General features: G+C 64.0%; 14 protein-coding genes. 8 read left to right on the top strand and 6 right to left on the bottom strand.

The window, feature by feature from the left end:
- Positions 1–3: 3 nt before the first annotated feature.
- Together AAIL67_RS17675 and lysA are read right to left on the bottom strand one after the other, a co-directional pair.
- Positions 4–894, bottom strand: a complete 891-nt coding sequence (locus tag AAIL67_RS17675) for a DMT family transporter (RefSeq protein WP_343484483.1) — start codon at positions 892–894, stop codon at positions 4–6.
- Positions 895–1,134: 240 nt separating this feature from the next.
- Positions 1,135–2,382, bottom strand: coding sequence for a diaminopimelate decarboxylase (gene lysA / locus AAIL67_RS17680; protein ID WP_343484484.1), 1,248 nt, complete (start codon positions 2,380–2,382; stop codon positions 1,135–1,137).
- 106 nt (positions 2,383–2,488) lie between these two features.
- Between lysA and AAIL67_RS17685 the strand changes: the two genes are divergently transcribed.
- Positions 2,489–3,415, top strand: coding sequence for a LysR family transcriptional regulator (locus tag AAIL67_RS17685; RefSeq protein ID WP_343484485.1), 927 nt, complete (start codon positions 2,489–2,491; stop codon positions 3,413–3,415).
- Between the two features lie 87 nt (positions 3,416–3,502).
- Positions 3,503–3,874 carry a polyhydroxyalkanoate granule-associated phasin gene (locus AAIL67_RS17690; protein WP_003072662.1) on the top strand — a complete coding sequence of 124 codons (372 nt, stop codon included), beginning with the start codon at positions 3,503–3,505 and terminating at the stop codon, positions 3,872–3,874.
- A gap of 20 nt (positions 3,875–3,894) precedes the next feature.
- On the opposite strand, the gene AAIL67_RS17695 is transcribed toward AAIL67_RS17690, so the two are convergent.
- Positions 3,895–5,376 (bottom strand): SulP family inorganic anion transporter, encoded by a 1,482-nt coding sequence (locus tag AAIL67_RS17695; RefSeq protein ID WP_343484486.1) that lies wholly within the window; start codon positions 5,374–5,376, stop codon positions 3,895–3,897.
- Between the two features lie 91 nt (positions 5,377–5,467).
- Positions 5,468–5,917 (bottom strand): MaoC family dehydratase, encoded by a 450-nt coding sequence (locus AAIL67_RS17700; protein WP_012839648.1) that lies wholly within the window; start codon positions 5,915–5,917, stop codon positions 5,468–5,470.
- 98 nt (positions 5,918–6,015) lie between these two features.
- Here AAIL67_RS17700 and AAIL67_RS17705 point away from each other — a divergent pair, with 98 nt between their 5' ends.
- Entirely contained in the window at positions 6,016–6,417 is a 402-nt protein-coding gene (locus AAIL67_RS17705) for a hypothetical protein (protein ID WP_034391691.1), read from the top strand.
- Between the two features lie 153 nt (positions 6,418–6,570).
- On the opposite strand, the gene panC is transcribed toward AAIL67_RS17705, so the two are convergent.
- On the bottom strand, positions 6,571–7,410 hold the full coding sequence (panC, locus tag AAIL67_RS17710) for a pantoate--beta-alanine ligase (protein WP_343484487.1): 840 nt from the start codon (positions 7,408–7,410) through the stop codon (positions 6,571–6,573).
- Positions 7,411–7,448: 38 nt separating this feature from the next.
- Complete coding sequence (gene panB, locus AAIL67_RS17715; RefSeq protein WP_003065769.1) at positions 7,449–8,318, bottom strand: 3-methyl-2-oxobutanoate hydroxymethyltransferase; 870 nt, start codon at positions 8,316–8,318, stop codon at positions 7,449–7,451.
- 204 nt (positions 8,319–8,522) lie between these two features.
- On the opposite strand from panB, the gene AAIL67_RS17720 reads away from it, so the two are divergent.
- From AAIL67_RS17720 to AAIL67_RS17740, 5 genes are all read left to right on the top strand, one after another.
- A complete protein-coding gene (locus AAIL67_RS17720) occupies positions 8,523–9,257 on the top strand; it encodes a Crp/Fnr family transcriptional regulator (protein ID WP_034355733.1) in 735 nt (244 codons plus the stop codon).
- Between the two features lie 131 nt (positions 9,258–9,388).
- Positions 9,389–9,688: a DUF4148 domain-containing protein gene (locus AAIL67_RS17725; RefSeq protein WP_343484488.1), complete on the top strand. Its 300-nt coding sequence runs from the start codon at positions 9,389–9,391 to the stop codon at positions 9,686–9,688.
- A 162-nt stretch (positions 9,689–9,850) separates the two neighbouring features.
- Positions 9,851–11,035: an aminodeoxychorismate synthase component I gene (gene pabB / locus AAIL67_RS17730; RefSeq protein WP_034377893.1), complete on the top strand. Its 1,185-nt coding sequence runs from the start codon at positions 9,851–9,853 to the stop codon at positions 11,033–11,035.
- On the top strand, positions 11,032–11,664 hold the full coding sequence (locus AAIL67_RS17735; RefSeq protein ID WP_034355724.1) for an aminotransferase class IV: 633 nt from the start codon (positions 11,032–11,034) through the stop codon (positions 11,662–11,664). The genes pabB and AAIL67_RS17735 overlap by 4 nt, the downstream gene beginning before the upstream one ends.
- Before the next feature lie 49 nt (positions 11,665–11,713).
- Positions 11,714–12,286, top strand: coding sequence for a DUF4274 domain-containing protein (locus tag AAIL67_RS17740; protein WP_003065778.1), 573 nt, complete (start codon positions 11,714–11,716; stop codon positions 12,284–12,286).
- Positions 12,287–12,316: the final 30 nt, after the last annotated feature.

Here is a 12,316-nt window from a genome sequence, read left to right on the forward strand (position 1 = left end):
TGCCTATTTCCCCTCTCTGACGCTGAGCCAGGCACTCGCCGCCCCGCACAGCGCAATGACGACCATGCCCAGTACGGCCCATTGGTCGGGGATATGGCCATAGACCAGCCAGCCTGCCAGCAGTGCGCAGGGAATCTGGCTGTAGAGAAACGGCGTGATGGTCGCAGGCTCGGCTTTTTCATAGGCCTTGAGCAGCATCAGGTGTCCGACGGCGCTGCCTGCACCCATGGCAATCGCGGCCAGCCAGAGAGCGGCGCTGTCCGGCAGCTGCCAGACCCAGGGCAGGGCCATGCAGCTCAGGCCCAGGGCCACTAGGCTGGTGTAGATCTGCGTGGTCAGCGGGCGCTCCTTGCCCGCCATGCGGCTGCTCAGGATCTGATAGGCGGTATTGGCCAGCAGCTGCAGCGCAGGCCAGACCAGGGCCCAGCCGCTGAACTGGCCGCCGCCCGGCCGCAGGATGACCAGCGTCCCCGCAAAGCCCAGCGCCACCAGCACCCAGCGCAAGGGGCTGACCTGCTGGCCCAGCCAGAGCGCGGCCAGCAGGGTCAGTGCCAGCGGCGTCAGCGCCACGATGGCCGTGAACTCCGCCAGCGGCAGATAGCGCAGGCTGAGCATGGCCAGCGCATTGCTCAGGCAAAACAGAATGGCGCGCAGAAACTGAAAGCCCGGGCGCCGGGTGCGAAAGATGTCCAGTCCATGGCGAGCCACGCCAAAGCCCACGGTCAGCGCCGACTGCAGCGCATAGCGCAGCCACAACGCCATCAGCAGTGGTAGCAGGGCGCCCGCATATTTGGAGCCCGTATCGAGTATCGAAAAACAGGCGCAGGCCAGCACCGTAAAGCCAATACCCGTCAGCGTGTGGCGATGGGGGGAAGTGGCGGGTTGCTGTGACATGGAGAGAGCTCATTGGGCACTGCGCGGTGCCATAGAGAAAAGAAATTCAGGTGATTCTGGCCTGAAACCCTTTAAAGATAAGCGCTAGCTGCTATTTAACTTGAAGATGCAATTGCTAAAGGGCGCGGGCCAAACAAGAGCAGCCAAGCAAGGGCCGCCCCGCAGCGATGGCTGCGTCCCCCTCCCATAGCGCGCAGCGCGTAGAGAGAGGGGGAAGCCGCAAAGCGGCTCAGGGGGAGCTTACAAGCCCAATTCCAGGGCCAGCAGTTCCTCCACCGTCTGGCGACGGCGAATCAGCTGGGTCTGCGCGCCATCGACCAGCACTTCGGCGGCCAGCGGGCGGGTGTTGTAGTTGCTGGACATGGAGCTGCCGTAGGCGCCCGTGTCATGAATCACCAGTAGGTCGCCCACGCTGGCGCCGGCCAGCGAGCGCGGCAGCACCACGCCGCCGTCGCCCTGGGTGAAGACATCGCCCGATTCGCACAGCGGGCCGGCCACCACGCTGTCCTGCGCGGGCAGGCTCTGGCCGTCGCGGCGCAGCACTTCCATGCCGTGGTAGCTGCCGTACATGCTGGGGCGCATCAGCTCGTTGAAGCCGGTGTCCACCAGCACGAAGTGGTTGCTGCCCGCATTCTTGGTGGCGCGCACGGTGCCCAGCAGCACGCCGGACTCGGCCACCAGGAAGCGGCCGGGTTCCAGTTCCAGACCCAGGCTGTGGCCCACGATGCCTTCTGCCTGCTTGCGCGCCGCATCCCACAGGCCGTGGTAGTGCTGGGTGTCGATGGTGGCATCGCCAGCCCGATAGGGGATGGACAGGCCGCCGCCGGCCGAAATCGCATGCAGGTCCACGCCCGCCGCCTTGGTGCGCTCGACCAGCTTGACCATGGCGCCGCAGACTTCCTGCAGATGGCCGTAGTCCACGCCCGAGCCGATGTGCATGTGCAGGCCGGCCAGCACCAGGCCGCCGGCCTTGATGGCGTCCAGCGCGTCTTCGAGTTCGCTGTGCCAGATGCCGTGCTTGCTGTGCTCGCCGCCGGTGTTGGTCTTGTTGCTGTGGCCGTGGCCGAAGCCGGGGTTGATGCGCAGCCAGACATGGTGGCCCCTGGACACGGCGGCCAACTGGTGCAGCATGTCGATGGAGCCCGCGTTCACAGGCACCTGGTGCTCGACCACGGTCGCCAGCGTGGCTTCGTCCATCACGTCGGCCGTGAAGACGATGTCGGCAGGTTCGCCGAAGCCGGGCGTGAAGCCCGCCGCCAGCGCGCGCAGGACTTCGCCGCGCGAGACCGCATCCACCTTCACGCCTTGCTCGCGCATGAGCTTGAGGATGTGAATGTTGGAGCAGGCCTTCTGGGCAAAGCGCACGGTGTCGAAAGCCTTGAGCTGGGCAATGCGCTCGCGGATGGTGGCGGCGTCATACACCCACAGCGGCGTGCCGTACTGGTCGGCCAGGTTCCAGAGCTGTGCGGGAGAGAAGGGGTTTGCCATGGGTGGTCTCTTGAAAGGGAATAGTTCAGCGCATCATGCATGCGACTATCTATTCAGTCCAATAGCTTGATTTTTGAAGATCATTCAATATTGATATGCTTTGGGTATGACCGATTCAGAAGCTTCTCAGCGCATCACCCATCGCCATATCGAGGTGTTCCGTGCCGTCATGACGGCCGGCAGCGTCACGGGTGCGGCGCAACTGCTCTATACCTCGCAGCCCACGGTGAGCCGCGAGCTGGCTCGCATGGAGCAACTGCTGGGCTATGCGCTGTTCGAGCGCGTGCAGGGCCGGCTGCGTGCCAATGCACGTGCCTTGCTGCTCTGGGACGAGGTGCGGCGTAGCTGGCAGGGCCTGGAGCGCGTGATCGACCGCGCCGTGGAGCTGGGGCGCCCGCAAGGGGCGAGCATCAGCGTGCTGTGTCTGCCAGCCCTCAGCCACGCCTTGCTGCCGGGCGCGCTGGCGCGTATGCAGGCCAGTCACGGCGCAGTGGCCGTGAGCGTGAGCACCCAGGAGGCACCGCTGTTGCAGGAGTGGATGGCGGCCCAGCGCTTCGATCTGGGTCTGTCCGAGCTGGCCGATGCGCCACCGGGCACACGCAGCCAGCCCTTGCCTGCCATGGACGAAGTGGCCGTGCTGCCTGCCAACCACCCGCTGGCGCAGAAGGCGCTGCTGAGCGAGAGGGACTTTGAAGGCGAATCCTTCATCAGCCTGGCGCGCGACGACCCCTATCGGGCCCAGATCGATGCGGTGTTTGCCCGCGCCGGCGTGCAGCGCCGGCTGAGCCTGGAGACCGCCAGCGCCGTGGCCGTCTGCGCCATGGTCCAGCACGGCCTGGGTCTGGCCATCGTCAACCCGCTGACTGCGCGGGCTTGTGCCGGCCCGCAGCTGGTGGTGCGGCCGCTGGCGTTTTCGATAGCGTTTCAGGTGCATATGCTGCTGCCGCTGCACCGGCCTGCCGATGCGGGCCTGCCCTGGCTGACGGCGGCATTGGAGCAGGAGGCACTCAGCCTGCTTGGGCACAGGCGCTGAATTCGGCGATAGGGCTTTCACAGGTGAGCTTGCGCAAACTTCTATGTTGCAGTGCACAATAAAACGCCTGAATGCAAGGAGTTACACATGCCTGAATCCGCCATCCCCCACCGCACTGCCAGCGAACTGCTGGACATCAGCATGGCCGTGCCTCAGGTCATCAACCACCGGCTCACGCGCATGGCCCTCAGCGGTCCGGTGCTCTCTGCGCGCGACCAGAAGGAGTTCACGCGCATGGTGGTGGAAAAGCAGGTCGCCTTCAGTCAGGCCTGGCTGACCATGGGGGCCGAAATGTTCAAGGTGCAGCAGCAACTGTGTCTGGCCTGGATGCGCAACCCCTGGACCATGGGTCAGAAGCTGCCCGTGGCGGCCGACAAGGTGGCGGCCAGAAGCCTGGCGCCGATTCGCCGCAAGGCCGTGGCCAATGCCAAGCGCCTGTCGCAGACCAGCCTGAAATAAGCGGCCACCAGCCGCCAAACCTAGACCCTGATGCGTTCTATCAGTCGTTGACTGGCCTCGTCCAGCCCCGTCAGCTCCACGTGGCAGCCATGCTGGCGCAGGCGCTCCATCACCTTGTCCAGCGCGCCCACGGCGGTGATGTCCCAGAAATGCGCGCCACCGACATCGATGCGGGCCTGCTTTCCGGCTGCGGCACGCACGTCGAAGGCTTCGATCAGAGCATCGGCAGAGGCAAAAAACACCTGGCCGCTCACCGTCCAGGTATAGAGATCGCCAGCCTCGTTCAGGCCGCCCTGGACCTGCAGCATATTGGCCACCTTGAAGGTGAAGAACACGCCCGAGAGCAGCACGCCCGCCACCACGCCGGCGGCCAGATTGTGGGTGGCGATGGTGATGACCACCGTCACCAGCATCACCGAGCTGGACAGGCGCGGGTGGCGCACCAGATTGCCCAGCGACTTCCAGTCGAAGGTCGAGACCGACACCATGACCATGATGGCCACCAGAGCAATCACCGGTACCCGGGACACCCAGGGCTTGAGGGCGACCATCAGAATCAGCAGGAACACCCCGGCAAACAGGGTGGACAGGCGGCCGCGGCCGCCGTATTTCACATTGCCAACGGCCTGGCCTATCATGCCGCAGCCCGCAATGCCGCCGAACAGGCTGGCCGAGACATTGGCCAGGCCCAGGCCCGTGCATTCGCGGCTCTTGTTGCTGGGCGTGCCCGTCAGGTCGTCCACCACGGCTGCCGTGAGCACCGACTCCAGCAGGCCCACCATGGCAATCGCCAGGGCCGGCAGGGCGATGATGCGCAGCGTCTCCAGACTCGCAGGGATTTCGGGCAGGGCGAACAGCGGCAGGCTGTCCGGCAGATGACCCAGATCGGCCACGGTCTTGAGCGGCAGACCCATGAAGCTGGCGAGCAGCGTCAGCACCAGCACGCAGATCAGTGGTGAGGGAATGGCACCCAGCGCCTTGAGCTGCAGTCTCTGTCCCAGCCAGGGCAGGCCGTAGATCAGGGCCAGGCCCAGGGCCAGCATGGCCCAGGTGGCGGTGTTGGCTCCATGCAGATGCGGCAGCTGGGCTGAAAAGATCAGAATGGCCAGTGCGTTGACAAAACCCGTGCGCACCGAGCTGGAGACAAAGCGCACCAGGCTGCCCATCTTGCACAGGCCGAAGGCGATCTGCATGGCACCCGCCAGCAAGCCTGCGGCCAGCAGATATGGCAGACCATGCGATGCGACCAGCGGAGCCGCCACCAGGGCCACCGAGCCGGCTGCTGCCGAGACCATGGCCGGACGTGCGCCGAAAACGGCAATCACGATGCTGATGATGAAGGAGGCATACAGCCCCACGGCCGGGTCTACACCCGCGACAAAGGAAAAGGCAATGACCTCGGGAATCAGCGCAAACGTGGCGACGGCGCCGGCCAGCAGCTCGCGCGGTACGCTGGGCGCCCATTCGGCGCGCCATCGGCTCATGGAAAAATGGGGATTCATATCGCAGCAGCAAGTGATGCGCTGCCTGTGCAGAGCAGGCAGCGCCGGTGGGCGATATTAAGCAGTGCCCAGGACTTTTGCTGCGCGAGGGTCAGGCCGGGCGCTTGAAGCACACCATCTTGGGCCTGAAGCGCTGCAACACCTCGCCGCGCTGGTTTTTGGTGTGGGAGAGCACGCGCACCAGGGCCCGGTTGGGTTTGGACTGGGAAGGAATGATCTCCACGATTTCCGACTCGACCTGCAGCACGTCACCAGGGCGTGTGGGCTGGGGCCAGGCCAGCTCTTCCATGCCGCCACCGATCACGCCGTCGGCCAGGGGAATGCTTTGCGTCACCAGCAGCATGCTGATGGAGGCCGTATGCCAGCCGCTGGCGGCCAGGCCCTGGAAGAAGGTGTGCTTGGCGGCTTCGGGGTCGAGGTGAAAGACCTGGGGGTCGAACTGCCTGGCATAGGCAATGATTTGCGCTTCATCCAGCGGGTAGCCCTCGCTGACGAACTTCTGGCCCACGTACAGATCATCGAGATACAGTTTTTCGCTCATTTGGCTCCTCGTTCCTTCTTGTGTGGAGTAGCCGGCAGTATGCGCGGCAGCGGCCCTGGCTGCTGTTGCCAAGGTGCCAGAGCGCTATGCTCGGGCCCATGAATTTCGAGTTTGAAGATTCCGAGGTCGCCGCAATCAGCCTGCAGGACGGCGCATTGCAGATCCGCTTTTCCGCCGCCCGTCTGTATGACGGCGACAGAGCAGGCGCTGGCGAGGGCCTGTGGCAGCCGTTGCTATTGATATGCAAGCACATTGCGCTTACTGAAGAAGCTTCAGAGGCTGATTTGACTCCAATCCTGGCTGCCGTGGGCCGTGTCCGGCAAGCGCAGCTGCATATTGCTGGTCAGCGTCTGCGCAGCCTGCCCCTGCCTTTTGTCAGCGATGCCGATTTTGTGCTGGAGCTGGAAATGGGCAGCGGCCTGTTCTGCCGCTTGCAGGGCCGGGGCCTGGAGTTGAGGGCACCGGCAAGCCAATGCTCCGTGGACTCCTACCAGTGCTGAGAGCGCTACTAGCCTCTGCATTGTTCTTGATGCCTGACACTGGCGCGGCCTGAATCAGAGACACGGGGCAAGGGCCTGATCCTGGGTTGGCCGCGCCACAGCGGGTGTGCCGCCCGTTGCCCACATGCCCCGCCACAAAGCGCCTAAGAGGGGCTAGAACTCCAGGTTGTCTATGAGCCGGGTGCTGCCCAGGCGTGCAGCGCCCAGGGCCACCAGATCGCCGCTGCGCGCATCAGCAGGCGCTTGCAGATCGCTGCGCTGGCGCACGCTCAGATAGTCGGGTTCCCAGCCCTTGGCACGCAGCGCGGCCATGGCCTGCGTTTCGAGATCGGCCAGATTGCCGCCCTGGCGTGCGGCATCGGCCAGTGCCTTGAGCGCCTGCGACAGCGCCATGGCCTGCACACGCTGCTCATCGCTGAGGTAGCCGTTGCGCGAGCTCAGTGCCAGGCCGCTGTCGGCGCGCGCCGTGGCGCAGCCGATGATCTCTATGGGCAGGGCGAACTGCTGCACCATGCGGCGGATCACCATCAGCTGCTGATAGTCCTTTTGCCCGAAAACGGCCGTGCCGCCGCCCGTGGTGGCAAACACGGCCTGGAACAGCTTCATGACCACGGTGCAGACGCCGGTGAAGAAGCCGGGGCGGAAGTGCCCTTCCAGAATGTCGGCCAGCTGCGCATCGGGCTGGATCTTGAAGGTCTGCGGTTCGGGGTAGAGGTCTTTCTCCCTGGGGGCGAAGACGATGTCGCAGCCCTCGGCTTCCAGCTTGGCGCAGTCGGCATCGAAGGTGCGCGGGTAGCTGTCGAAGTCTTCGTGAGGCAGAAACTGCAGACGGTTCACGAAGATGCTGGCCACGGTCACATCGCCATGCTGGCGGGCCTGGCGCACCAGGGAGAGATGGCCCTCGTGCAGATTACCCATGGTGGGCACAAAAGCAGGGCGGCCGCGACCGGCCAGGGCAGCGCGCAGGTCGGCGATGGTGTGAACGATTTGCATGACTCAAACAGTGGGAAAACAAAAACAAAAGCCCGGACTTACCAGGCGTGCAGGGCATTGTCGGGGAAGCTGCCATTCTTGACGGCCTGCACATAGGCCTCCATGGCGCCCTTGACGCTGCCTGCATCGGCCATGAAGTTGTGCACGAACCTGGCCATCTTGCCCAGGTTCACGCCCAGCATGTCGTGCAGCACCAGAACCTGGCCGGCCGTGCCATTGCCCGCGCCAATGCCTATGGTGTGGCACAGTGGCAGCTCTTCGGTCAGTTGGGCGGACAGGGCTGCGGGCACCATCTCCAGCACCAGCATGGCGGCCCCGGCGTCCTGCAGCTCCAGCGCATGCTGGCGCAGCGTGGCCGCTGCCTGCTCGTCCTTGCCCTGGACGCGGTAGCCGCCCAGTGCATGCACGGTCTGCGGTGTCAGTCCCAGGTGGGCGCAGACGGGCACGCCGCGATCGACGAGAAAGCGCACGGTGGGAGCGGTCCAGCCACCGCCTTCGAGCTTGACCATATGGGCGCCGGCCTGCATCAGCTGGCAGGCGCTGCGCATGGCCTGCTCGGGACTTTCTGCATAGCTGCCGTAGGGCATGTCGGCAATCACCCAGGCTGTGGCCTGGGCGCGATGCAGGCCGCGCGTGACGCTGGCCGTGTGATAGGCCATATCCTGAAGCGTCACGCCCACGGTGCTGTGCAGGCCCTGGCAGACCATGCCCAGCGAGTCGCCGACCAGGATGCACTCCACCCCGGCCGCGTCGGCCACTGCGGCAAACGTGGCGTCATAGGCCGTCAGCATGGTGATTTTTTCACCGGCCGCGCGCATCTGAGCCAGGCGCGGCAGGCTGACGGGGCGGCGCTGGGGCTGGGGCGAAGAGGGGGGGATGGTGCCGTAAGGCGTGCCGGTAGCGGTCATGGGATGTCTCCTGGTCTTGTCTATGGCTGGGCCCCGCAGAAAAGCCTGCAGGCAAATTTGCCCGCGAGTCTATGCGATGCTGCGCTGCAGCGCCACGTTGAAAAAGGGTATGGCTGCTGTCGGCCACCTTACTATGCTGTGTGGCCATGCATTGCATGGCCCTGCGTTTTGCGGCCTTCCATTTCTTTTTGCACAAGGTTGTTCATGTCCATGGTCGAGCCTCAGCTGTCGTCGGTTTCTTCCCCTGTTTCAGCCGTGGCCTGGCAGGGGCTGCGCAGCGTGAGCTGGCTGGAGTCGCTGTCCGACGAGAGGCTGTCCGTGCTGGCGGGGCAATGCCTTTGGCACCGGCTGGAGTCGGGACAGGTGCTGCACGGGGCCTATACCGATGAGCGCATGTACATGCTGATCAACGGCCAGCTCAGTGTCGGCAGCTACAGCACCAGCGGGCGGGCCATGATTCTGGGTTATCTGGAGCCCGGTTTCTTTTTTGGTGCTTTCGCGTCCAAGCCTCTGGTCAAGCATGTGTCCGTGCAGGTGCAGGCCACGCATGAAAGCCTGGTGGCATCGCTTTCTAGTGCCGAGCTCGAAGCATTGATCATGAGCGATGTTCTGGTCATGCGGGCCGTGGTCCAGCGGCTCAGCGAGCTGGCCGGGGTGCTGGCGCGGCGTGTGGTCAGCCTGGGAACCCTCACGGTGCGAGGCCGCCTGCATGCCCAGTTGCTGGAGCGGGCCGAGATGGCGGGAATCGAGAACGACGAGGCCCTGCTGTCGCCGGCTCCGCGCCAGAACGATCTGGCCTTGATGCTGGGCACCAGCCGCGAAGAGGTCGCACGCGAGATGTCGCGGCTCACGCGCCTGGGTCTGCTCAGACGTGAAGGGCGCAATCTGCGTCTTTGCCGCGTCGATGGCCTGCGGCTGTTGCTCGAAGAAGCGCATTGATTTTTCGCAATGTGAAATGAGTTTTTGCGTGAGAAAACGCACAGACGGCTCGCGGGGGCCGGGCGCATAGTTCAGTCGTGCAGCACGCGGCAGGTCTTCTTTCCGCCGCTGCGCCGTTGAAAGGATTGAAAATGCGCTCCCTCACCCGTTTGTTGACCACAGCTGTGCTGACCGCCAGCGCCGCGGTTGCCATGGCTCAAGACCTCCCCCAAACTTCCGTAACCTCCAGCAAAAGTCGTGCCGAAGTGATGGCCGACCTTGAGATGTACCAGCGTGCAGGTCTGGGTTATATGCCCACGCCTGCGGCTTATGTCGAAACAGAGTTCAGCACCGAGTACCGCAAGGCTTATGCCGAATACCAGCGTCTGCTGGCCAGCCCCGCCTACACGGCTGCCGTGGCCAAGTACCAGTCGCAACTGGGCGGCAAGTAACAGAGTTCTCTCTTAGCCACCCGACAGAGGTGGCCTATTGGTGGATGCGCGCTGAGGGATTCCTTCAGCGCGTTTTTTTATGCCGGCAATGCCAGGCTGATGGATATAGCAAGTTTGATAGCATTCGGCGCATATTGATAGTGTGCTTGCAGGTGATCTGACTTGAAAACCGTTCTTGATTTCACCGCTCCCTGGCAGACGGGGGTTGCCCGTTTGCAGCATGGCTTTGGCGAGCCCGAGAAGGTCTTGCAAGCGTATCGGCCCGAGGACGTGCCTGCCGTGCTGGAAGCCGTGCAGCAGGCTGCCGAGCAAGGCCTGTGGTGCGTGGGCTGGCTGGCCTATGAGGCGGCCAGCGGGTTTGATCGCGCCTATGCCGAGGCCGTGCATAGGAATTCCACTGGCCAGCCGCTGGTCTGGTTCGGCCTGCATCGTGGGCCGCTGGCTGCCTGCGGGCAGAACCCGCCCGTGCCTTCTGCGGCAATACATTGGCAGACGGCTCTGAGCCGCGAACAGTTCGATGCCCATGTGGCGCGCATTCATGCGGCCATCGCGGCGGGCGACTGCTATCAGATCAATTACACGGCCCCCTTGACTGCAGAGCTTTCGGGGGAGAAAGAGTCCGATACTTCCGCCCTGGCCCAAGAGCTGTTTGCAAGGCTGCAGCAGGCCCAGCCCGGAGGCTATGCGGCGCTGGTCGACAGCGGCGACATGCAGGTGCTGTCGCTGTCCCCGGAGTTGTTTTTCGACTGGGACGGCGAGCGGATTCTGACCCGCCCCATGAAGGGCACGGCGGCGCGCGGCAGGACCCCCGAAGCCGATGCGAAGGCCGCGCAGACCATGCGCGAGTCGGCCAAGGAGCGGGCCGAGAACGTGATGATCGTGGACTTGCTGCGCAACGATCTGTCACGCATAGCCGTGCCGTACAGCGTGAAAGTGCCGCAGCTGTTTCAGGTCCAGGCACTGCCGGCCGTCTGGCAGATGACCTCGGATGTGGTGGCACGCACGCGCCCGGATGTGCGGCTGGTGGATGTATTCGGGGCGCTGTTCCCTTGCGGCTCGATCACCGGGGCGCCCAAGCGCCAGGCCATGCGCCTGATTCGCGAGCTGGAGCCCGAGCCTCGTGGTGTCTACTGCGGTGCGCTGGGCGTGGTGCGACCCGGGGCCAAGCCGGGGAGTATTCATGCAACTTTCAATGTTCCCATTCGCACAGTGGTGCTCAGGAATGGGCGCCTGAGCTGCGGCATAGGCAGCGGCATCACGGCCAGCGCCAATGCGGCCGATGAATGGATGGAATGGCAGCACAAGCAGGCTTTTCTAAAGGTGCTTGAGCAAGGTGTTGGAGCATGAACACAAATCTTGAAATTCTCGAAACCCTGGCGCTCAAGGATGGCCGCTGGCAGAACTGGGCCTTGCACTGGGCCCGCTTGCAGATTACTGCACAGCATTTTCGCTATCCCTTGATGCAGATGCAGCTGGAGTCCGATATGGAGCGCATGGCCAGTCAGACGCATTCCATGGGCGACTGGCGCGTGCGGCTGGCGCTTTCGATCACCGGTGAAGTGCAGATCACGGCCGAGCCATTGCCGCCCTCGGTCCAGCCGGTGGCGCTGCAGCTGGCGCATCAACCCATTGCAAACGCGGTGGCGCATAGTGATGTGGTGCGTTTCAAAACCTCGGTACGTCAGCATTACGACGCTTTCAAGCCCCAGAGCGCCGGCATTTTCGATATCGTGCTTTTCAACGAGGACGGTCAGATCACCGAAGGCACGCGCGGCAATATTGCCGTGCAGCTGGATGGGCGCTGGGTCACCCCGCCGCTGCAATGCGGGCTGCTGCCGGGCGTGGGGCGGGCACTGGCCCTGTCCCAAGGCCGGCTGACGGAGCAGGTGGTGACGCTGGAGCAGGCGCGTCATGCCAGCGGCTGGGCCTTTATCAATAGCCTGCGTGGCTGGCTGGATGCTCGTTTGATCGCCTAGGCCTGGTTTGTTATTGTGCTGACGTAAGCAACCTGGAGGAGTCTCAGCCATGGATGACGACGACTTTGATGCCCTGTATCTGGACCTGATGAAGGAATTCCTGGCCACTGCCACGCCCCTTCAGTGGCTGGCCGTGGTCACCACCATGAACTACGACAACGGCAGCGCGCTACCCGACTGGATCAGCAAGCATCCCAAGCTGGAGCCGGCCGTTGCCAAGGCCTTGTACTGGTATCAGCAGCCGGGCTACTTCCAGCACTATGCTTCGCAGGACAAGGTCCCCAGCATCAACCGCTCAGGCTGGGCCCGTGTGCAGGCACTGAGCCAGCGCTTTGAACAGGGCAATCTTGCTCCGGCCACCATTGGCTGGGATCCGGCCAACGATCTGGCCTCGCCCACGGGCAATGAAAAGCATCCTGGCTATGACTGGACCAGCGAAGCCGTCAAGGGCGATGAAGCCAAATGGCAGATTCCGGCCATCATGCTGCAGGCCGTGCCCGGCGAGCAACCCGATATCTATGCCTATGTCGACGAGCATGGCTGGGAAGACGGCATGCCGCCCCATGTCCAGGAGGAGCTCAATGCCGCCATGGATGGGGACGAAGTCGAGGATGAGGACTGAGGCCCAGAGCCTGCGCGCGATGGCCTGGCA

The sequence above is a fragment of the Comamonas sp. A7-5 genome (assembly GCF_039581385.1).
GTDB classification, from domain to species: domain Bacteria; phylum Pseudomonadota; class Gammaproteobacteria; order Burkholderiales; family Burkholderiaceae_C; genus Comamonas; species Comamonas thiooxydans.